This window comes from Micromonospora sp. WMMD729 (assembly GCF_049315225.1).
Lineage (GTDB): Bacteria > Actinomycetota > Actinomycetes > Mycobacteriales > Micromonosporaceae > Micromonospora.
Genome location: NZ_CP186059.1, coordinates 1,897,976 through 1,918,849, shown reverse-complemented (window position 1 = coordinate 1,918,849; position 20,874 = coordinate 1,897,976). Strand labels below are relative to the sequence as shown.

Annotated in this window: 20 protein-coding genes; 7 read left to right on the top strand and 13 right to left on the bottom strand. The window is 71.9% G+C overall.

What is annotated here, in order from left to right:
- Nucleotides 1-99: 99 nt before the first annotated feature.
- Nucleotides 100-1,674 (bottom strand): Na+/H+ antiporter, encoded by a 1,575-nt coding sequence (locus ACN263_RS08795; protein WP_422739315.1) that lies wholly within the window; start codon nucleotides 1,672-1,674, stop codon nucleotides 100-102.
- Between the two features lie 472 nt (nucleotides 1,675-2,146).
- On the opposite strand from ACN263_RS08795, the gene ACN263_RS08790 reads away from it, so the two are divergent.
- Nucleotides 2,147-2,596 carry a hypothetical protein gene (locus tag ACN263_RS08790; RefSeq protein WP_422739314.1) on the top strand — a complete coding sequence of 150 codons (450 nt, stop codon included), beginning with the start codon at nucleotides 2,147-2,149 and terminating at the stop codon, nucleotides 2,594-2,596.
- A complete protein-coding gene (locus ACN263_RS08785; RefSeq protein WP_422739313.1) occupies nucleotides 2,593-2,982 on the top strand; it encodes a hypothetical protein in 390 nt (129 codons plus the stop codon). Before ACN263_RS08790 ends, ACN263_RS08785 begins: the two co-directional genes overlap by 4 nt.
- Nucleotides 2,983-2,993: 11 nt before the next feature.
- Here ACN263_RS08785 and ACN263_RS08780 read toward each other — a convergent pair whose 3' ends face one another.
- From ACN263_RS08780 to ACN263_RS08770, 3 genes are all read right to left on the bottom strand, one after another.
- On the bottom strand, nucleotides 2,994-5,156 hold the full coding sequence (locus ACN263_RS08780) for a hypothetical protein (RefSeq protein ID WP_422739312.1): 2,163 nt from the start codon (nucleotides 5,154-5,156) through the stop codon (nucleotides 2,994-2,996).
- A 13-nt stretch (nucleotides 5,157-5,169) separates the two neighbouring features.
- Entirely contained in the window at nucleotides 5,170-6,372 is a 1,203-nt protein-coding gene (locus tag ACN263_RS08775) for a low temperature requirement protein A (protein WP_422739311.1), read from the bottom strand.
- A gap of 89 nt (nucleotides 6,373-6,461) precedes the next feature.
- Nucleotides 6,462-7,382: an SDR family NAD(P)-dependent oxidoreductase gene (locus ACN263_RS08770; protein WP_422739310.1), complete on the bottom strand. Its 921-nt coding sequence runs from the start codon at nucleotides 7,380-7,382 to the stop codon at nucleotides 6,462-6,464.
- Between the two features lie 129 nt (nucleotides 7,383-7,511).
- Between ACN263_RS08770 and ACN263_RS08765 the strand changes: the two genes are divergently transcribed.
- Nucleotides 7,512-8,351 carry a helix-turn-helix domain-containing protein gene (locus tag ACN263_RS08765; protein WP_422739309.1) on the top strand — a complete coding sequence of 280 codons (840 nt, stop codon included), beginning with the start codon at nucleotides 7,512-7,514 and terminating at the stop codon, nucleotides 8,349-8,351.
- 13 nt (nucleotides 8,352-8,364) lie between these two features.
- On the opposite strand, the gene ACN263_RS08760 is transcribed toward ACN263_RS08765, so the two are convergent.
- The 3 genes from ACN263_RS08760 to ACN263_RS08750 all read right to left on the bottom strand — a co-directional run bounded on the left by ACN263_RS08760 (nucleotide 8,365) and on the right by ACN263_RS08750 (nucleotide 11,535).
- Nucleotides 8,365-9,132 carry a TetR/AcrR family transcriptional regulator gene (locus tag ACN263_RS08760; RefSeq protein WP_422739308.1) on the bottom strand — a complete coding sequence of 256 codons (768 nt, stop codon included), beginning with the start codon at nucleotides 9,130-9,132 and terminating at the stop codon, nucleotides 8,365-8,367.
- A gap of 79 nt (nucleotides 9,133-9,211) precedes the next feature.
- The gene (locus tag ACN263_RS08755) at nucleotides 9,212-10,846 is read right to left on the bottom strand and encodes an MFS transporter (protein ID WP_422739307.1); all 1,635 of its coding nucleotides are present in this window, start codon (nucleotides 10,844-10,846) and stop codon (nucleotides 9,212-9,214) included.
- On the bottom strand, nucleotides 10,840-11,535 hold the full coding sequence (locus tag ACN263_RS08750) for an SDR family NAD(P)-dependent oxidoreductase (protein ID WP_422739306.1): 696 nt from the start codon (nucleotides 11,533-11,535) through the stop codon (nucleotides 10,840-10,842). The genes ACN263_RS08755 and ACN263_RS08750 overlap by 7 nt, the downstream gene beginning before the upstream one ends.
- A gap of 144 nt (nucleotides 11,536-11,679) precedes the next feature.
- On the opposite strand from ACN263_RS08750, the gene ACN263_RS08745 reads away from it, so the two are divergent.
- From ACN263_RS08745 to ACN263_RS08735, 3 genes are all read left to right on the top strand, one after another.
- Nucleotides 11,680-12,969: a histidine kinase gene (locus ACN263_RS08745; protein WP_422739305.1), complete on the top strand. Its 1,290-nt coding sequence runs from the start codon at nucleotides 11,680-11,682 to the stop codon at nucleotides 12,967-12,969.
- Nucleotides 12,957-13,622 carry a response regulator transcription factor gene (locus tag ACN263_RS08740; RefSeq protein WP_422739304.1) on the top strand — a complete coding sequence of 222 codons (666 nt, stop codon included), beginning with the start codon at nucleotides 12,957-12,959 and terminating at the stop codon, nucleotides 13,620-13,622. The genes ACN263_RS08745 and ACN263_RS08740 overlap by 13 nt, the downstream gene beginning before the upstream one ends.
- Before the next feature lie 86 nt (nucleotides 13,623-13,708).
- The gene (locus ACN263_RS08735) at nucleotides 13,709-14,770 is read left to right on the top strand and encodes a Gfo/Idh/MocA family protein (RefSeq protein WP_422739303.1); all 1,062 of its coding nucleotides are present in this window, start codon (nucleotides 13,709-13,711) and stop codon (nucleotides 14,768-14,770) included.
- A 121-nt stretch (nucleotides 14,771-14,891) separates the two neighbouring features.
- Here the strand turns inward: ACN263_RS08735 and ACN263_RS08730 are convergent, their stop codons facing one another.
- The 6 genes from ACN263_RS08730 to ACN263_RS08705 all read right to left on the bottom strand — a co-directional run bounded on the left by ACN263_RS08730 (nucleotide 14,892) and on the right by ACN263_RS08705 (nucleotide 19,939).
- The gene (locus ACN263_RS08730; RefSeq protein ID WP_422739302.1) at nucleotides 14,892-15,623 is read right to left on the bottom strand and encodes a hypothetical protein; all 732 of its coding nucleotides are present in this window, start codon (nucleotides 15,621-15,623) and stop codon (nucleotides 14,892-14,894) included.
- A complete protein-coding gene (locus ACN263_RS08725) occupies nucleotides 15,620-16,141 on the bottom strand; it encodes a SigE family RNA polymerase sigma factor (RefSeq protein WP_422739301.1) in 522 nt (173 codons plus the stop codon). Before ACN263_RS08725 ends, ACN263_RS08730 begins: the two co-directional genes overlap by 4 nt.
- Nucleotides 16,142-16,328: 187 nt before the next feature.
- Nucleotides 16,329-17,654, bottom strand: a complete 1,326-nt coding sequence (locus ACN263_RS08720) for a trypsin-like serine protease (RefSeq protein WP_422739300.1) — start codon at nucleotides 17,652-17,654, stop codon at nucleotides 16,329-16,331.
- 389 nt (nucleotides 17,655-18,043) lie between these two features.
- Nucleotides 18,044-18,202, bottom strand: a complete 159-nt coding sequence (locus ACN263_RS08715; protein ID WP_422739299.1) for a hypothetical protein — start codon at nucleotides 18,200-18,202, stop codon at nucleotides 18,044-18,046.
- Between the two features lie 265 nt (nucleotides 18,203-18,467).
- The gene (locus tag ACN263_RS08710; protein ID WP_355050387.1) at nucleotides 18,468-18,689 is read right to left on the bottom strand and encodes a hypothetical protein; all 222 of its coding nucleotides are present in this window, start codon (nucleotides 18,687-18,689) and stop codon (nucleotides 18,468-18,470) included.
- Nucleotides 18,690-18,847: 158 nt separating this feature from the next.
- Nucleotides 18,848-19,939, bottom strand: coding sequence for a hypothetical protein (locus ACN263_RS08705; protein WP_422739298.1), 1,092 nt, complete (start codon nucleotides 19,937-19,939; stop codon nucleotides 18,848-18,850).
- On the opposite strand from ACN263_RS08705, the gene ACN263_RS08700 reads away from it, so the two are divergent.
- Entirely contained in the window at nucleotides 19,923-20,846 is a 924-nt protein-coding gene (locus tag ACN263_RS08700) for a hypothetical protein (protein ID WP_422739297.1), read from the top strand. The genes ACN263_RS08705 and ACN263_RS08700 overlap by 17 nt on opposite strands.
- Nucleotides 20,847-20,874 lie beyond the last annotated feature (28 nt).

The following is a 20,874-nucleotide window of genomic DNA, read 5'->3' as shown; positions in this document are numbered from 1 at the left end:
ACGAACGCCGAAACCGCCTCCACCGTACCCGCCGACGAGCCGCCCGGACGCCCCGGTCGCGGGCGCGGCGATGTCACCAATCCGTCACGGGTCCCGCGCTCACTCGTTCGGACCGCGCCCCAGCAGCCGGATCTCCTCGTTGTCGAGCGCCGACTGGAGCTCCAGGAGCACCAGGTCGTCGATCTCCCGGCTGTCGCGTAGCCGGGTCAACTCCCGCCGCTTGTGGGCGAGGACGCCGAGGCGCAGTCGGAGCTCCAGTCGGCGCTCCTCGGCGGTGCGTCCGCCGGTCTCCTCGAGGTCGGCCAGGTGACGCTGGTACTCGGCTCGCAGCCGGCGTACCGACTCCTCCTCGGCGCCGACCTCCGCGGCGACCCCGGGCAGGGCCTCCAGGCCGGCCTGGGTGGCGCGCCGGCGGGCGTGCCGGGCCTCGTCGACGCGTTCGGGGTCGCCGGACAGCCTGGCCCAGCGCACCACCAGCGGCAGGGTGGTGCCCTGCACCAGCATGATCAGCACGATCACCAGCGCGGTGACGAAGATGATCAGGTCTCGCTCGACCACCGGTCGACCGGTCACCGTCATCGTCGGGACGGCCAGCGCGGCGGCCAGCGACACGGCGCCCCGGAAACCGGACCAGCCCGCGACCGTCCCGACCCGCCAGCTGGGTGTGGTGCGTTCCTGCTCGACCATCCGTCGACGCCGCAGCCGCGCCGACTGCGCCGTCAGGTAGACGAAGCCCAACCGGGTGGCGACGACGACGAGCGTGACCGCGAGCACGATCAGCACGGCCCTCGGCGGCGAGGTGCTGACGATGCCACGCACCGCCCGGGGGATCTGGGTGCCGAGCAGCACGAACAGACCGCCGTTGATCAGGAAGGTGGACAGGTCCCAGAACGCGTACGCCAACACCCGGGAGCGGGCACGGATCACCCGTGGTCCGGCGTACGCGAGCACCAGGCCGGCGACGACGACGGCCAGGACCCCGCTGGCGTGCACCGAGTCGGCGAGCAGGAACGCGGCGAACGGGGTTAGCACGCTCAGCGCGCCCTCGCGCAGCGGGTCGTCGAGCCGCTTGCGGATCAGCACCACGACGGCGCCCACCAGCAGGCCGGCGACCACCCCGCCGAGGCTGGCCCCGACGAACTCCTCGCCGATGCCCAGCGGCCCCGGCTCCCCGCTCTTGGTGAGCAGGCCCACCGTCACCGCGAAGATCACCAGCGCGGTGCCGTCGTTGATCAGGCTCTCCGCGTGCAGCGTGGTGAGAAGTTTCCGGGGCAGCCGCTTGGCCAGGCCGGTGACCGCGGCGGCGTCGGTGGGCGCGAGGACCGCGCCGAGCACCCAGGCGGCGGCCGGGTTGACGCCGAACGCCTGCGCGGTGAAGGAGACCGTGACCATGGTGAGCACCACGAGCACCACGGCGAGCAGCCCGATCACCGGCAGGTTGGCCCGGATCTCGCGCAGGCTGATGGTCAGGCTCTCCCGGTAGAGGATCGCCGGCAGGAAGATCAGCAGCACCAGGTCCGGTTCCAGTTCCACGTCGGACAGCGGCGGCGCGAGCCCGAGCAGCACCCCGAACCCGATGAGCAGCACCGGAGGCGCGACCCGGTACCGGCCACCGAGCGTGGTGCCGATCAGGACGGTGGCGCCCAGCACCACGATCAGGACGAGCACCTGCACGGCGTACCCCCTCGATCGGCCGGCCGACGGCGGATGCCGGTGGTTCCATCTGACCGCACGCCGGTGGCCGGTTCCACGGGAACCGGCAAGTCGCCGACCGCGCTCAGGTCGGATCGACCGCGCGGCGCGGATCAGGTCGGGGCGACGACGCGGACCCGCCCGGCGGACCGAAGTTGGATATCCGACACCGGAGGTAACGAGCGGCCGAAGGGCGGCCGGGTTGCCGCAGCCCACCCCGCCGACCGCCGCAAAACCCTCTGACCTGCGGAAATGCGACGTTACACCAGGTGGACGCCAACCGGTCATCGGTGCTACACAGGCAGATATCGGCGACCAACGACGGCACGTCGGCCACCCTCTCGACCATCGACCGTTCCCGCCCCACCGGTTGCGGACTGCCGGGCCAGCAGCCCGCAGAGACGGCACCGCCCCGTCGCCCGTGGATGGCAGGGTCTTCGACCAGGGAGTTGCCGTGAGGTATCTGCGTATCCGGTCCCGCCAACAGCCGTACGAGGTCGCTGTCCTGGTCACGGCGCCCATCTGCGGCGTCCTGATGATGATCCTCGACGTTCGGCCGACCTCCGTCCAGACGTCCATGCCGGTGCCGCTCCAGATCGCCTGGGAGATCGCGCTGACCACGGTGGGCGTGACGGGGCTGCTGGGCATCATGTGGCCCGGCCGGCTCTCCACCGGCCTCGGCATGGAACTCGCTTCGGTCCTGGTGCTCGGCACGATCACCGGCATGTACGCGGTGGCCTTGATAGCCCTGTGGAGCCAGCAGTCAATGGTCGCCTCGTCGTTCGTCGTGGCGGTGACGATCGGGTCGCTGTGGCGGGCCGCGCAGCTCGCCGTCGACCTCCGTCGCCTGGTCCTCGCGTGTGAATGTCTGACCGCCGAGCAGCTACAGGGAAGTGTGCCGTGAACACCTCACCCGCCCCCGCCGCGCCGCACTGGGTGCAGGTGACCCTCAGTGTGTTCGGCATTCTCGGCGGTTCGACCGGGCTGGTCGCGATCGCCACCGTGCTGGTGCAGCGGGGCAAGTTCAAGGCCGACGCCGCCGACACCCTCACCGAGGCCGCCCTCACCCTGGTGCAACCGTTGCAGACCCGGATCACCGAGTTGGAGGGTGAGGCGCTGCACGCCCGCACCGAACTCGGCACGCTGCGCGAGCAGGTCAACCAGTTGCAGTTCGTCGTCCGGGTGCTGACCCGCACGTTGGACCGGTGGCGGGCGGCGATCCGCGCGCCGGACGCCACCCTACGCAGGGTGCGCGCGGTGGTGGCGGAGTCCGACCGGCTCCCCGAGTAACGCCGCCCTGCTCACGTCGTGGCGGAGCCGCGGAGCCGACCCACGAGGTCGTGTACGGCTGCCCGGAACGCGGGGTCGGACTCGCCCGGGTGGTGCCCGCGCAGCGGCGGAGGGAGGCGGTCGCCCGGTGCCGGCAGCAGATCGGCGGGGTCCCGCAGTCGCCGGTCGACGTGATCGGCGGGGTCGGCGGGGTTCGGCGTGGGGTCGCCGGGCCGGCGCGCGGCGAAGATCCAGCCGCCTACGGGGTCGGTGTCCCGCCACAGGTTGACCCACCGCCACCCGATGCGCTCCCCCACCTCGCGCAGCGTCTGGTCGTCGAGGTACGCGGGAAAGAGCCGGGCGTAGAGGCGGTCCAGTGGGGAGCCGTAGGTCAGCAGCGCGACCCGTCGCCGCGCGGCCGGCGGCAGCCGCAGCACCGCGAGCGCCAGCAACGCCGAACCGTGACTGTGCCCGCACAGCAGCACGCCGCCGTGCCGTCCGGTGAGGTGGCCGATCCGGTCGGCCAGTTCCGGCACCGCCCGGTCGGCGTAGCTCGGCGGCGCGAACGGGTGGGCGGCCCGGGGCCAGAAGGTGCCCAGGTCCCACAGGATCCCGACGTGCCGGCGGAACCACGCCGTTCGGTAGGCGAAGAGACCGCCCGACAGCAGGGTGACCGCCACCGCGGCGACCAGATAGGTACCGCCCACCAGCGCCATTCCGACGGCGCCGGCCGGCAGCCCGAGAACCCGCCGGGCCACCTCGTCCGGTTCGCGCCCGAACAGTCCGAGCAGGCTCGTGGCCAGTCCGATCAGGGCGAGCACCGCGTAGGTGACGGCCAGCAGGCCCAGCCACTCGGTGAACCGCGCCCGGGCCACGGCCTTGGTGACCTGCCGCAACCGCACGGTCGCCGCTGGCGGCGGCGCGGGAAAGTCGCGGCTGGTGATCGTCGCCGCCGCACGGCGGCGACGCCGCCGCGACAGGACGGTCAGCGCCCCGCCCAGCAGCACCGCCGCGTCGACGTGCAGGAAGAAGGCGAGCACCGTCCAGCGGTACGGCAGCGGCGGACCGCCGTCACCACGGTATCCGCCGAGCAGTACCCCACTCTGGTAGACCAGACCGGAGGCGAGCGCGCCGGCCAGGCCGACCGCGATGGCCGCGATGACCGCCGCGCCCGCTCCCCCCGGCGGCGCCCGGCGACCCTCGCCGCGTCCCCGGTGCCCCAACACCAGCGCGCTGAGCAGCACCAGCAACGACATCTGACCGAGCAGCGTGCCGCCCGCTATCCCGGCGTAGCCGGGGAGTCCGGCGGACGGCGGCCAGCCCCGCCCGTCGCTCGCCACGACGACGAGGGTCACCACGGTCAGGCCGGCCGCCACCACGGCGGTGGCGCGCGCCGCCCCGGTGGCCGTCCGCGCGGTCGCGGCCCGGTCGAGCAGACCGGGGACGGCGAGCAGGACGACGCAGGCCACCAGAACCGCCACGGCACACGCGAGCAGCAGCGTCGTCCCGGCCGTCGCGCCACCGGCCTGCCGGGCGGTGAGCAGCAGCAGGTCGAGTACGCCCAGCGCGGCCGCGACGTGGATCGCCCGTAACCGCTCCACCAGCGGCTCCACGGCCCACAGCGGGTTGGCGGCCGGCCGGGGGCGGCGGGTGCCGAGCAGTCGCAGGAGCCCCACGGCGGCGATCGGCACCGACGCCAGCACGGCCAGCCGCTGCCCGACGTGTCGGTCGTCCAGCCCGAACAACGTCTCGAAGGGCGCCCGGCAGGGTGTCCCGCCGAGACAGCGCCAGGCGAGCAGGTCGAGGGCAACCCCGGCGATGGACACCACGTACACCAGGGTGAGGTTGAGCGCGAGGAGCCGGCAGAGGACGGTGACCCCGGCGGCGCGCCCGCCGGTGGGGCGCATCCACACCGCCGCGTTGCTGAGCATGAACGGCAGCAACAGGACCATGGAGAGCGTCCGGGCCACCGTGCCCGAGGGCAGGTCACCCCAGCGGTACGCCTCGAGCGTCAATCCGTCGGGGCCGGCGCGGTCCCCGCTCGGGCGGTAGAAGCCGCCGCGATCGTCACCCGCGACCTGACGCGCCGACGCCGCGCCCAGGACGACCGAGGGCTCCGCCCCCGACACGCCGTGCACCCGCAACTCCACCACGTCGGCGGGTCGCGGTGGGGCATCGTGGCGCGGTGCGGGCATCGGCGTCCCCGGCTTACCCGGGTCGCCGCTGATCGGACGCGCCGTCCCGCATCGCCCGGTCGGCGTACCGGCGGAGGCCGGGCATCCCGTCGACCAGGACGATCAGCACCAGCACCCCGGCGACGACGGCGCTGTTGGCGACGTGCGGAAGCCGCTGGGTCGCGAACCCGCACACGATGATGGCCGGCACCCCGATCAGGCGGGCCCACGGCCGGCTGCCGTCGACCGCCCACGCGAGCAGGATCCGGGCGGTCAGGAACAGCGCCGGGCCGGTGATGCCGAGGGCCAGTTGCGCCGTCTCCTCGGTGCGGGGATCCTCGATCGTCATCTCCATGGCCACCGAGGTCGCCAGCACGCCGGCGATCATGAGCAGGTGCAGATAACCGGCGAGCAGCGCCAGCTTGCTGCCGGGCGGGCCGGCCGCCGTGATGCTCGCGCCCAGCCGCGAGCCGGCCGGCACCAGGTAGAGCCGGGCGAGGGCCACCGCGGTGACGAACGCCAGGGCGAAGGCCAGCGTGCTCTCCAGGTGCAGGCCGGAGTCGCTGTAGGCGATGCCGGCGAACAGGATCAGCTCACCCAACGCGATGATGAAGATCTGCTGGTACCGCTCGGAGAGATGGTCACCGTTGACCTGGAGATCCGGCCAGGAGCTGCGCCCGAGCCACGGAAACGGCCAGCGCAGCCGGGCCAGGGAGTACTCCAGCACCAGGGCGAGGGTCCAGAGCACCTCCCGGGCCGGGGGGACGGCCACGCCGACCAGCCACATCGCACCGGAGATCGCGAACCAGATCGCCACCCGCAGGCTCCGCAGTTGCAGCGGATGCCCGCGCAGCGCCGGGATCAGCAGCGCGCCCCGACCGAGGTGGATCGCCACGTAGGCGCCCGCGAACAGCGCGGCGTGCGAGTCGAACGCGGTGGGCACGGCCGCGGCCATCAGCAGGCCGCCGAACATCACCCAGAGCAGGAGTACGACGATCAGCGGCGCCCGGGGGTCGAACCAGTCGGCCGACCACGCGGTCACGAACCACACCCACCAGATCGCCGCCAGCATCACCATGACCTGGAAGCCGCCGTTGAGGCTGGGATCGTCGACCACCGCCCGGGACAGTCGGGTCAACGCGAAGATGAAGGCCAGGTCGAAGAAGAGCTCCAGGAACGAGGTCCGGCGGGGATCCTCCCGCTTCTGGAGCAGCCGCCCGGGAAGCGCGTTCGTCATCGCCCCCCTTCCCGGACGTCACCTGCCGTCCCAGTCGTACCACCCGCGCCGCCCGGCCCGGGTGGGTTCGGCCGGGCCGGGCGCCACGGTCAGCGGGCGATGAGGTCCGCCGCCGTGGTCCAGAGCCGCTCGGCGTTGCCCGGGTCGAGCGCGTACGCCGCCACGCCGCTGTAGTCGGCGGGCCGCTCGGTCCGGACCGGGGCCTCGGCGCAGTCCTCGAAGTAGCGACCGCCGACGCCGTCGAGCAGCGGGGACGCGGCGAGCAGCACCGAGGTGGCGGCACCCTGCTGCGGGGTCTTCTGCCGCTCCTTCGGGGTACGCAGTCCCCCGGTGTGCTTCTGCAACCCGGTGGCGATCGCGCCCGGGTTCAAGGCGTTGGCGCGGATACCCTCGCCGGCCCAGCGGCGGTCGGCCTCGACGGCGAGCAGGGCCTCGGCGCTCTTGGACTGCCCGTACGCCAGGAGCGGGTCGTACGGCCGGAACGCGAAGTGCAGGTCGTCGAAGATCACCGGGGAGAAGAGGTTGCCGCTGGAGCTGACCGAGACGACCCGGGCGCCACCGGCTGCGGCGAGGGCGTCGTGCAGGCCGACGGTCAGCGCGTAGTGCCCCATGAAGTTGGTGGCGAACTGCATCTCCCAGCCCTCGACCGTGCGCTCCAACTCGGGCAGCGCCATGATCCCGGCATTGTTGATCAGGATGTGCAGCGGCCCGTCCCAGCCGGCGACGAATCGGCGTACCGAATCCTGGTTGGCCACGTCCAGCTCGCGGACGGTGACCCGGTCCGCGCCGATGCTGGCCGCGATGTCCCGGGCGGCGTCCTGGCCGGCCGGAACGCGACGCACCGCGAGCACGACCTCGGCGCCGGCGGCGGCCAGCGCGCGAGCGGTCTCGATGCCGATGCCGGCCGCTCCGCCGGTGATGACGGCGCGCTTGCCGCTCAGGTCGACTCCGGCGAGCACCTCGTCGGCGGTCGAGGCGAAACCGAACGGTGTCGTGATGAGCGTGGTCATCTCTGTCCCCTCTCGAAAACCCATACCTGGCCCACTGTCACCCGGCCGACCGGCGATATCCGGGTTACCGGTTTTCCTGGTAGTGGCAGGACCAGGCTGGCCGGCGGCGATCACTCCTACGATGAGCTGGTGAGCACCGCCGGCCCGCTGGGCGAGTACCTGCGTGCCCGGCGCGAGCTGATCGGGCCGGCTGACGTCGGGCTGCCGGCACACGGCCGTCGGCGGGTGCCGGGCCTCCGCCGCGAGGAACTGGCCCTGCTGGCCGGCATCAGCGCCGACTACTACCTGCGGTTGGAGCAGGGCCGGGACCGCAACCCGTCGGGCCAGGTGCTCGACGCGCTGGCGCGGGCGCTGCGGTTGGACCCCGAGGCCACGGCGCACCTGCACCTTCTCGGCGGACACGCACCGGCAGGCCACCCGGCACGACGGCCGGAACGGGTGCCGGTGGGCATCCGGCAGTTGGTGGGCTCGTGGACGCAGACGCCCGCCTTCGTGCACGGCCGGCACCTGGACGTGCTCTTCGCCAACCCGATGGCGACCGCGTTGGCACCGATCTACCGGGTCGGGGTGAACCTGTTGCGCGAGGTCTTCCTGGGCCCGCATGTTCCGGCGCTCTATCCGGCCCCGGAGGCGGTCGCCGCGAGCGCGGTGGCCGGCCTACGCGCCCAGGTGGGGGTCGAGGTGGACGACCCACGGCTCACCGAACTGGTCGACGAGCTGACGGCGGGCAGCGAGCTGTTCCGGCGGCTGTGGGCACGCCACGACGTCACCGTCCGCGCCGGCGGCGGGCTGCGGGTGTTCCACCATCCGCAGGTCGGCGAGTTGGAGCTGCGCTACGAGAAGTTGATGATCAGCGGCACGACCCAGTCGCTTGTCGTCTACCACGCCGAGCCGGGCAGCCCGTCCGCCCGCTCCCTCGCCCGGCTCGGCGGCACCGGCACCGGCGCCGCGCCCGCGACGGACGAATAGCCCGGACGGCGGGTCAGCGGGTGCCGGCCCGCTCGGCGACCACCACCGAGATGCCGTCGAGGACGCGTTGCAGGCCGAACTCGAAGGCGTACTCCGGGCCGTAGGCGGCGCCGTGCTGCCGGCCGGCCGCCGTGCCGACCCGGGACGCGGTCGGGTAGCTGTCGGGGTTCAGGAACGTCTCCAGCCAGGGCGCGTGCGACCGCCACCACTGGCCGTCGCTCATCCCGGTCTCCCGTTCCAGGTCGACCACCTCGGAGGCGGCCCGCGCGGAGGACTTCACATGCCCGAGCACGAGGGTGAGCACCGCGTCCATCTCGACGTCGGTGAGCCCGATGTCGGCGACCGCGCCCAGTTCGTGGTCGTACTTGGCCATCAGGTGCGGCCCGAGCACCGGACGGGTGGTCTCGGCCCGCAACATCCACCGGTGCCGCTGGTAGAGCGCCAGGTTGTCCCGCGCGATCCGCTCCAACCGGGCCCGCCAGTCCCCCTCGACGGCGGGACGCGGCATCTCGCCGTACGCGGTGTCGATCATGACGTCGACGAGTTCGGCCTTGCCCGGCACGTACGTGTAGACCGACATGGTGCCCACACCCAGCGCCTCGCCGACCCGGCGCATGGTCAACGCGTCGAGACCCTCGGCGTCGGCGATGTCGATGGCGGCCCGGACGATCCGGTCGACGCTGAGCCCCTGCCCGGCGCTGCGGCTGGTCGGTTCCCGGGTGCGCCAGAGGATGGCCAGGCTGCGTGCCGGGTCCGCGGTCGGCTTGCGCTCAGTCGCCATGGTGCGGCCATCCTAACAACGCGCGCGTACGCGGTACGCCGGCCGGACGCCGCCGCCCCGGGGCCGGGTGTACGCAGGATCAGACCCCTTCGCGGTCGTCGGACAGCCGCGGTCCGGCGGCGGCCGGCACGAGGTGGCGTACCTCCGGAACACCCTCGGTCAGCTCCCGGGCCCGCGCCTCGGCCTCGCGGTCCTCACCGGTCAGCCGGCCGCCGTGCTGGCGCAGGTGCTCGTCCCACGACGGCACCAGGTACACCTCGACGAACCGGTCGGTCGTCTCGGCCGGCCGGAACAGCCCCCAGCGCATCGCGCCGGTGCGCTGCCGGGCCCCGCGCACCGCGTCCATCGCCGCGAGGAACGGCCCCTCCCGCTCCGGCCGGACGGTGTACCGCACCGTCACCAGCACCGGACCCACCCAGGGGTCCGGCTCGTGCGCCAGGTGCAGTTGCGGCCAGTAGGCGGCCGGTTCGCGGTTCACCGACCGCAGATCCGGCAGCGGCCAGATCCGGCTGGTCACGGTTCCGACGAACATCGCCGCCGCCGCCGTGAGGTAGGCCGGGAGCAGCCCGCCCATCTCGGCCACCAGACCCCACAGCAACGCGCCGGCGGCCTGCCCACCGGCGAAACACACCTGGTAGACGGCCAGGCCCCGGGCCCGTACCCAGCTCGGCAGGAAGAGCTGCATCTCGGCGTTGACGTTGGCCAGCACCGTCACCCACGCCATCCCCGCCGGCAGCAGGGCCAGGACCACCAGCGGCACCACCCGTACGGTGCCGACCACCGCCAGCGCAGCGGTGAACAGCGCGCCGGAGACGAGCAGGAGCTGGTTGGCCGAGAGCCGGGTACGGATCACCGCCAGCAGCACACCGCCGGCGATGGCACCCACCCCGAGCGCGCCCAGCAGCAGCCCGTACCCGCCGGAGCCCAGCCCGAGCCGCTGGGCCGCCACCAGCGGCAGCAGCGCCCACAGCGCGCTGGCCGGGACCACGAAGACCAACGCGCGGCGCAGCAGCCGGCGCACGGTCGGCGAGTGGCGTACGTAGCGACTCCCGGCCCGCAGCGCGGCGGTGAACCGCTCGGGCACCTCGACGGCGCGGGCGTTTCGGGGCCGCCAGCGCCACAGCGCGTACGCGAAGACGGCGAACGCCACCGCGTTGAGCCCGAAGACCGGGGCGACGCCGGTCCGGGAGATCAGCACACCGGCCAGCGCCGGTCCCACCGCCCGCGCCACGTTCACGCTGATCGAGCCCAGCGCGGACGCCGAGCGCAACTGTTCCTGCGGCACCAGCTCCGGGATCACCGCCGACCAGGCCGGCAGGGTGAGCGCCTGCCCGACCCCGAACGCGAAGGTCAGGGTGAGCAGCAGCGCCGGTGGCATCCGGTCGGTCAGGGTGAGCAGGGCCAACGCCACCGCCACCGCCACCAGGAACAGCTGCACGGCGATCAGCAGGTGGCGACGGTCGAAGCTGTCGGCCAGCACACCGGCGGGCAGCGCCAGCAGCAGCACCGGCAGCAGGCTGGCGGTCTGCACCAGGGCGACAAGCGTGGCGGCGTTGGCGTGGTGGATCAGCAGCCACTGCGCGCCGACGGTCTGCATCCAGGTGCCGACGTTGGCGGCGAGCAGGGCCAGCCACAGGTTGCGGTAGACGGCGCCGCGCAGCGGCGCCCACGCGGAGGCCGGACGGTCGCCCGCAGCGGCCCCCGCCGTCACCACCGCCCGTCCGCGCGCAGCACCCGCTCACCAGAGACGTAGAGGTCGTCGGGGCGCAACAGCAGCAGTCGTACGACCTCGGTGGCGACCTGCTCGGGCAGGGCGTAGATCTCGTCCAGGAACTCGGCGCCGACCCGCTCCTGAAGCCGCGTCGGCATCGGCCCGGGGTGCAGCTGCATCACCTTGATCCGGTTGCTGTGCTGGGCCTCGGCCAGCGAGTCGACGAGACTGCTGCCGTAGCTCTTGGTCGCCCGGTAGACCGGTATGCCGGGCCGGGGGGCCGCCAGCGCCAGCGCGCCGACGTACACGACGTTGCCGTAGCCCTGCCGGTTCAGCTGTGCCAGCGCCTCGCGCAGCAGGTACGTCGTACCCAGCACGTTGATCTCCACGGCCCGCCGGATGTGCTCCACCGACAGGTCGGTCAGATCACCGCCGGCCCACATCGACGCGCACGCCGCCACCCCGTCGACGCTGCCGTGCCGCCCCACCACCTCGGCGAAGGCGTCCCGGATCTGCTCGGCGGAGGAGACGTCGCAGACCGTCCCCTCGCAACCGAGCGCGTCGCTCGCCTCGGCGACCTCGGCCGGCACGTCGCCGAGCACCACGACCCGGTGCTCGTCGACCAGCAGCCGCGCCACCGCGAGGCCCAGTCCGCTGGTCCCGCCGACCACCATGAAGGTCCTGGCACCCATGTCGCTCCCGCCGCCGCCCGGCACACCCCGCCGCGTCGTTCCCGTTTCCGGACTCCGCACACCCCGCCGGTAGTGCTGGGCCTACCCCGAAGAGGGGATCTGGACGGCTGGGGCGGCCCCCGGCCGGCGATTAGCGTCTGCGGCATGACCTCGGAACACCCCCGCCACCTGGCCGCGGCCCTGCGCCGCCGCGACTGGCTGATCTCCGCCTGGCCCTGGCGCGCGCTGGCCTACCTGATCACCACCGTGCCGATCGCCGGTGTGCTCACCGTCGGGCTGCTCGTCATCGGCGCGCCCCTGCTGGCCGCCGCCAACGCGCTGCGGCAGCACGGTCGGCCGCCGGAGATACCGCTGATGCTGTTCCTGGCGGTCGGCAGCCTCACCCTGGTGGCCCTCGCGCCGCTCGCCAGCGTCCCGGTCGCCGCCGTCGAACGGTGGCGGATCGGCCTGGTGGACGGCCGCCCACTGCCCGCGTCGCCGTGGCCGGGGCTGGTCGCCCGCTACCGCAGCGCGGCCGGCTGGCGGGAGGTGGCGTACCTGTTCTGGCTGGGCGGTGTGGTGCCCGTCGCGTACTGGACGTTCCTGGTGCTGGTGCTGCTGGACCTCGGGATGGTCACCAGCCCCTGGCTGGCCGGCGACGCCGATCCGGTGGTGATCTGGCGGCCGATCGAGAGCACCGGCGAGGCCGTCCCGTACGCGATCGTCGGGGTGCTGCTCCTCCCGGTGCTCTGCTACGGGGCGGGACTGCTCGCCGCCGCCCAGGCCGCCGTGGCCCGGTGGGCGCTGACCAGCCCGGTCGACGCGGCGGCGCTGCGCGAGGTCGCCCGCTCCCGGACCCGGCTGGTCGGCGCGTACGAGGCGGAACGGCGGCGCATTGAACGGGACCTGCACGACGGCGCGCAGCCCCGGCTGACCAGCCTCACCCTCCAGCTGGGCCTGGCCCGGCTGGACGTGCCCGAGGACTCACCGGCCGCCCGGCCCCTCGCCGTGGCGCACGACCAGGCGCGCGGGCTGATGGTGATGCTGCGGCAGTTGGTGCACGGCATCCGGCCGCAGAGCCTCACCGACCTGGGCCTCGCCGACGCCGTACGCGAGGTGGCCGACGCGTCCCCCGTGCCGGTCACGGTGCACGCCGACGTCACCGGGGAACTGCCGGAGATCGTCGAGACCACCGCGTACTTCGTGGTGTCCGAGGCGTTGGGCAACGTGGCCCGGCACGCCGGAGCGACACGCGCCGACGTACGCCTCACACGGGCCGGCGGCGACCTCGTCGTCGAGGTGTCCGACGACGGCCGCGGCGGCGCCGACCCGGCCCGGGGCACCGGCCTGACCGGCCTCGCCGACCGGGTCGCCGCCGCCGACGGCCGGTTGCTGCTGGCCAGCCCGCCCGGCGGGCCTACCCTGGTCCGGGTGGAGCTGCCATGTCGCCGGTGACCCGGGTGGTGCTCGCCGAGGACGAGGTGCTGTTGCGCGAGGGCCTGGTCGCGCTCCTGACCCGCTTCGACTTCACGGTGTGCGCGGCCGTCGGCTCCGCGCCCGAGCTGCTGGCGGCGGCCCGCACGCACCAGCCCGACCTGGTGCTGACCGACATCCGGATGCCGCCCGGCCGGCGCGACGACGGACTGCGCGCCGCCGTCGCGCTCCGCGCCGAGCGGCCCGGCCTGCCGGTGGTGGTGCTCAGCCAGTTCGTGCAGACCGGTTACGCGGCGGCGCTGCTGGACAGCGGCGACGGCCAACGGGTCGGCTACCTGCTCAAGGACCGGGTGGCAGAGGTGACCGAGTTCGTCGACACGCTGCGCCGGGTCGCCGACGGCGGGACCGCCATCGACCCGGACGTGGTGCGGCAACTGCTGCACCGGCCCCGCGACCCGCTCGCCGCGCTCTCCGCCCGCGAGCGGGAGGTGCTGGCGCTGCTGGCCGAGGGCCGCTCCAACGCGTCCATCGCCGCCCGGCTGCACGTCACCGAGGCCGCCATCGGCAAACACGTCGGCAACATCCTGCTCAAGCTCGACCTGCCGCCCAGCGACGACACCAACCGACGGGTACTCGCCGTGCTCACCTACCTGCGCGCGGACCCGGTGGGCTGACCGGCGGCGGGCGATGATCGGGGCGTAGATTCGATCGGCGGTACCGGCGCCACCAGGGGCGCGGGCCGGCGAGACGGGGGTACGGCATGGCGGAGGCGCTGCGGGTCGGTCTGCTGGGGTACGGGCTGGCGGGTCGGGTCTTCCACGCCCCGCTGATCGCCGCGACACCCGGGCTGCGGCTGGACGCCATCGTGACGCGCGAACCGCAGCGGCGCGAGCAGGCCCACCAGATGTTCCCGGACGCCCGCCTGGTCAACGACGCCGACGAGCTGTGGCGTACCCCGGACGCTCTGGACCTGGTGGTGGTCGCGACGCCGAACCGGCAGCACGTGCCGATGGCGCGGGCGGCGCTCGCCGCCGGCCTGCCGGTCGTGGTCGACAAGCCCCTCGCTCCCACCGCCGCGGACGCCCGGGCGCTCGTCGAGGAGGCCGACCGGCGGGGAGTGCCGCTGACGGTGTTCCAGAACCGCCGCTGGGACGGCGACTTCCTGACCGCCCGCGCGCTGGTGGAGAGCGGCGAGCTGGGACGGGTGCTGCGGTTCGAGTCCCGGTTCGAGCGGTTCCGCCCGACGATCAAGCCGGGGTGGCGGGAACTCGCCGGGGTGGACGAGGCCGGTGGCGCCCTGTTCGACCTGGGCGCGCACCTCGTCGACCAGGCCGTGCAGCTGTTCGGCCGGGTCGAGCGGGTCTACGCCGAGGTCGACCGCCGCCGGGCCGGCGCCGAGGTCGACGACGACGCGTTCGTGGCGTTGACCCACGCCAACGGGGTGCGCTCGCACCTGTGGATGGGGGCCATCACCGCGCAGCTCGGCCCGCGACTGCGCGTGCTCGGCGACCGCGCCGGCTACACGACCTACGGGCTGGACGTACAGGAGGCCGCGCTGCACGACGGCGGCCGACCGGACCAGCCGGGCTGGGGCGAGGTCCCGCCGGAGCGGTACGGCCTGCTCGGCGTCGACGGTGACCTGCGCCCCACGCCGACCGTGCCCGGCGCGTACCAGAGCTTCTACGTCCAGGTGGCGACGGCGCTGCGCGACGGCACGCCGATGCCGGTGGACCCGCGCGACTCGGCCGCCACGGTCGAGTTGATCGAGCTGGCGCACCGGTCGGCGGCCGAGGGCGTGGTGCTGCCGGTCCCGGCCGTCTGAGGCCGCCGGCCCTTAATCGAGTAAGCGGCAACGGGCTGCCCTGGGGCCTGTTTCATCGGGCCAACCGATTCCTGTGCAACGGGCCCCGGACAGAGCCCGATGGTGGCAAGGCCGTACGACCTCACCAGGTGAGGCCCCCGCCCTCGACCGCGACAAGTGGCGCATCGTTGCCGTAGCGGTCGATGAGCAGTTCACGGACCTTCTTCACATCGTTCGTGCCGACCCGCACAACGCCGTTCACCGGATCGGTGCCGACCGAATTCAGCGTGACCCCCTGTCGACTCCAGTACGCGGAGTCGTCGCTCACCCGAGTTGACCATTCCTCCAGTTCCTTGGCCGAGTGGGCGACGTCTCTCACCTCGACGCAATCCTTCGAGAAGGCCGCGCGTATCCACGAGTCGAAGGAAGGCGATGGCTTGCGATAGACCTGGACCCGAGGCCCGGAGTCCTGGAGCGCCGAGTCCGCGTACACGTCGGCGAAATGCTCCTCGGCGTACGCCGCGATCCGCTGCGCCACGTCGGTGGCGGTGCCTGCGTCCGCAGTCCTCGGGTCGGTCGCGGAGCCAGACGAGTCGGTGCGGCAACCATCGGTTCTCAGGGTCGCACCGGACGTCGTCGTCGGACCAACCGCGCCGGCCGGCCTGTCATTCGAGACAGCTGGGGTCGTTCCGAGACTGCTGAATGCGGGGATAGCGGCGATCAGCGAGACGGCGGCCACCGCCACCGTGGCGCCAGCCGCCACCCAGGCCCGATGGTGTGCGGCTCGGCGCCGGACCGAAGCGATCCGGTCAGGTGGCGGCGCAAGGTCCGGTGCTACATCGGTAAGCAGTTGTCGCAATCTGTCTTCGTTCACGAGTCAACTCCGGTCGGGCTGTACGTACTGAGTCGCGGGTCCCGGCGAAGAGTGGCCATCGCACGAGCCGATTGCACTTTGACCGTGCCCACTGAGCAGTTGAGGATGGCTGCTGTCTCGGCGACGGACAGATCATCCAGGTAACGCAGCGTCACGATAGCTCGCTGCTGTCGGGTCAATCGCCCCAGCGCGGCTCGCACCGCCTCGCGCCTGGAGATCAGTTCCGGCAGGTCGGCCTCGTACATCTGCTCCGGGACGTTGGCGCTCGGCAGTTCGCCGTGCCACCTCCGGCGCCACCACGACACGTACGTGGTGTAGAGGATCCGTCGGACGTACGCCTCGGGACTGCTCGCGCTCGTGACCTGACTCCATCGTCGCCATGCCTTGGACAGGCTGCTCTGAAGCAGATCCTCGGCGCGACCGTCGTCGCCGGTGAGCATCCACGCCGACCTCAGAAGACCCTGAGAGTAGGTGCTCACAAACGTTGCGAAGTCATCTTCGCGGTCACCACCTGCCATGTGTCTCTCCCACACCCCTTAGACGCCGTGGCCCCCGCCTCAGGTAAACAGAGAGCAACCGTTGATCCATGGGCGACGCGTACCGACGTGGTGGCGCTCATCCACCCCGCCGTTCGGCGAGGTGGGGCCGCCGAGAAGCTCGGCGACCCCACACTGCCCGCGCTGGCCTGTCAAGCGCACATGACCATCAGTTCACCGGGTAGGCGCCGAGATCAGCGCCAATCGTGTTCCAGTCCTGGTAGTAGATGATGGTCGCGTTCCCTGACGCACTTCCACTAAGGATTCCCTTGGCGCGAACACCACTGCCGTTGAGCGAGAACAACGGCCCTCCGCTGTCACCCGGGGCTCCGCCGGCTCGCCCATCCACCTGCACGGTCTTCGACAAGCTGTGCATGTTGTAACAGTCACCGTCCGAGTCGCAGGCGTTGACCGTGTAACTGCCCGACTGGCTCTTCAGGCCACAGATGGTTCCGCTGGTGGAACCCGACTGGCACAGCAGCTCATTCGTCACCTGGTTCCCGTAGCTGTTGACCACCTTGGTGGTGCTGGTGGTCGCGCTGCCGTCGAAGATCAACCGGCTGCCGCGGGCGTTGAGAAGCATGATGTCCTTGTCCCAGTTTTCCTGGTAGATCCCGCCGACCCGCTCGCCGACATAGTCGTAGGCGATCTCGTTCGTGCCGCAATGAGCGGCAGTGAGGACGTAGGTTTGGCCACCCTTTTGGACACCGAAACCGGAGGTGCAGTGCACATTACCCGTCGGGGTGTTCTTAAATACGAGGTACGTGCCACCGTTCCAGGCCGAAGTGTCATCCCTGCGCTTGCAGGCACCGCTACAAGCGAAATTTTCGATGGTTGATTCGGCAGTGCTGACCAGCAACGGCACACCAACGTCGAGGTCGGATAGCTGACGCTCGGTGGCGAGTTGAGCGCGAGCGCCCTTTGCGGCAGCCTTCGCCTTCACCTTCTCGGCGATGGCCGGCGGCATCTTCACGATGTCGAGTCCGCTGCCGTCCGGGCGAATGACGATCTCTTGGATGTCACCCCCGGTCGCGGGGGTGAATGCGGCATCAATCTTGGCGGCAGCTGCCTCCAACTCCACAAGGGAGTGCGCGGCGGGGCGAACCGTGACCGCGCCGACGGGTTGAGCCGCCGCCACCGCCCGTCGCATGCCCGGGGTGAGCTCCCCCTTCCAGTACAGTGCGACGCCGTCGCCCTCGAAACCCATGCTCATGTATCCCGATGACGCCGACTTGTCGACCTCGGACTGCAGGATCTCGATCGCGGGCTGAAGCGCCTCCTGCTGCCGCATGACCCGAAGGGTTTCGGGCGTCAGGAAGGCAGCCCCCGCAGCACTGCCTTCCATCCGAGCCTGTCGGTCAGGGCTTGCCGCGGCCACTCCATTTGTCGCACCGGAGATAATGATCGTCGCTACTGCGGCAATGGCAACAACAGCACGACCTCGTTTGATTGTCTGAGGTGCGGCAGTTACACCCCATTCGTTGATGTCTTTCAATTCATTCCCTCCGTCGCCAAGGACAAGTTGACCCTCCGGCCGGGAAGGATTGGGAAAGCCTAGCGTCGATTTTCGGCAGCCGCGATCCCGAAGGTCATTTCATGACATCCTGGCGCATTTACTCAATGGACTATGCGAGGGCGACCTGAGGCGGGGGATCGACACAGCCGTGATCGCGTCTGATGTATAGCGCTCGTACGCCGCGATCATCGAAGACGACGCTGCGGGCCTCGCCGTCAACGACGAGGCCCTGCGCGGCTCCCGCAGCACCGACTCCCCTTGCCGAAAGTGATAACCGCCTGCGACCAGACCGATGGTGTGGTCTTGGCCAGAATCGCCGTCGACGGCAAGCCTATGAGATCGGCTGCTTGTGGCTCAGCGCTGCAGCACTAGTCGGTGGGCTGCGCGCTGGGGGCGTCGTCCGGCACCCGCGCGTCATCGTCGGTCAGCGTGTCGTCCGACGACGCGGCGAGGTTGGCGAGCAGGCGCTCGGCCTCCCGGACCTCCTCGTCGAGCCGGGGATTGTCCTCGTCGGGACTCTGCGACATGGGCGACCTCCCTCGCGCGCGGACCGCCCCCGTGTACCCGGCCTGGCGCGGGGAATGCGCCCACGGCACCTGGCACCGCAGCCGCAGTTGATCCACTCCGCTTCCGCGATGTTGCGGCATCATGGCCTCGGGATGCCGCCAGATTGGCGATGTCGAGTTGATCGTGCACTGCTCGCAGTGACCCGGAGGCGCGAAGAGGGGGTGGGTCGAGCACCGGGTGGGCCGGGGGGCGCGGGGGGCGTTGCCGGCCCGACCCGGTGCCGGATCAGCGCTGCTTCAGCTCGCGCCAGGACGGGTGCGTCCCGCGCCAGGCATCGGCGAGGATGGTCGCCGAGGCCCGGCTGGGGCACTGCTGCACCCGCTCGCGGCCCGACGCCCCACCGATCTGGGCGCGGACCTCCCAACCTTGCCCATCAGTACGGATGTACACGTCCCGGCGCCCGCGCGGGGTCGTGTCACCGTTCCACCAGTGTTCCTCCACCTTCATTCGCCGACCGTATAGCAATTTTCGCGCCGGGGGTACGGCGCAGGTGAGCAGATACAGGGGCGATAGCGGCAATACGGGCGCACTTCCACCTGTGTGGGCGACGGGGAGGAACCGCATCGGCGACTCCTCCCCGTCCTGAGCGATGGATCAGGCCCCCGTCACATACCGCTGAGGACGCCCGCCAGGGTGCTCGCCAACTTGTCCTGCCCGGAAGGGCTGGGGTGCGGCGAGCCACCCTCCGCGGTGACCTGAATGTCACCCGGAGTGAACGGCGGTGGGAAGGCCACCCGGACGGCCGGGTCAAACGGGACACCCATCTGGATGGCCCAGTTGAGGTCGCTGATCACGCCTCGCACGGTGCCCACCCAGAGGGGGTCGATCAGCGGCGACAGCATCGACACCGGTTGCGGCGGTATGTAGGAGAGCAGGGCCGCCGGCAGGTACGCCTTGAGCTGCATCCAGGCGTACTGCCCGATGTCGATGTTGGCCGGGGTGATGTCGTAGTAGAGCATCCACACCACCTTGTCGGCGCCCGCCGCCAACAGGGAGTTGACGATGAAGGTGGCGTCGGCGGTGACACCCGCGTACCGGCTCGGACCGTCGTAGCGGGGCACCTGCACGTTGATGTAGTAGTCCTCACCCACCGGCAGGTCGATCCAGAAGTTGCAGCCGCCACCGTTGGTGATGATGCCGCCCTTGCCACCCACGGCCGCCCACTCGAACCGGATCAGGCCGTACGGGTCCAGGGTCTCCGCCGCGAACTCGTAGGCCCGGCACTTCGCCAGTCGGGTCAGCACCGTCGTCCAGTTGGTGTTGTTCACGCCGCCGGTCGTGACGTGGTACGCGTCGTGCTTGTCGCTCTTCGCCTTGGCGATGCGGGCGGTGGCGAGACCGAGCGGGCTGGCCACCCGGGCCCACGCGTTGCCGCACGAGTCCGGACCGGCGCGACCGGCGATGATGTCGCCGGTGCCGTACCCGGTACGCGCGTAGTTGTCGTAGTCGACGATGCTGCCGTCCATGTCGAAGTAGCGCCGGGCGTAGCTGTAGACGCCGTTGTTGCCGGGCATCATGCGGTCGTCGAACGAGGTGTTCGGGCAGCCGGGTCCCATGATTCCGTAGCCGAACTGGTGGTGCGACGAACTGATCGAGTCACCGGTGACGGTGAGCACGGTGTCGTCCTCGACGGTCTGCACCTCCCGGCAGCGGATCCGGTCCTTGTTGGCGTCCACCAGGGTGGGGTTGCCGTTCACCTGGGGGCAGCCGGTCGGCGGCGGGGGTGGCGGCGACCCCGGCCCGCCGGTGGGCCAGGGCGGCCCGTCGGTCGGGTCGGTCGGGTTGCTGGGTGACGACGAGCCGCTGGGTGAGGCGCTGCTCGACGGGGAGGAGCTACCGGACGGTGACGCGCTGCCGGACGGGGAGGAACTGCCCGACGGCGACGCGCTGCCGGACGGGGAGGAACTACCCGACGGAGACGCGCTCCCCGACGGCGACGCGCTACCGGACGGCGACGCACTCCCGGACGGAGACGCGCTACCGGACGGAGACGCGCTCCCCGAGGGCGAGGAACTGCCGGACGGCGACGCGCTGCGCGAGGGCGAGGAACTACCCGACGGCGACGCGCTGGCCGAGGGCGACGTGCTCCCCGAGGGGCAGGGCGAACCGCTCGGCGAGGAGGTGGGCGACGTCGGGGACGTGGGCGCAGTCGCGGTCGCGGCGGGGGCGCGCTGCGCGACCGCCTGGGCCGTCACCGGCGGCCGGGTCTGCCGGGTCGGCGAGGCCGACGCCGAGGGTGACGCGGAACCGGTCGGTGTCGGGCAGTCGGCGGCCGCCATCCGGTTCTGGGTACGGATCTGCGCGAGCCGCGCCTCGACCTCCGCCGGGAGCTTCCCGCCCGGCTTGACGCACGGGTCGAGCAGCCAGGTCGTACCCTCCAACTCACGGGTGCAGGGCGGCGCGGCGGACGACGAGTCGGCCACGGGGGTGGCGCTGGCCGGGGCGGGCGACGCGCCCCCGGCGGTCGGGGCGACGATCGCGGTGAGGGTGGCCACCGCCAACGCCATTCCGGCGGCGAAGAGAACATTGTGGAACGACCGGGTGGGTCGCGGTCCTGGTGGTCCGCTTGCATCCAGTTGGCTCATGCCGTCCTCCAGGGACTGAGTGCACCGGTAGGTGTGTTACCGCACGG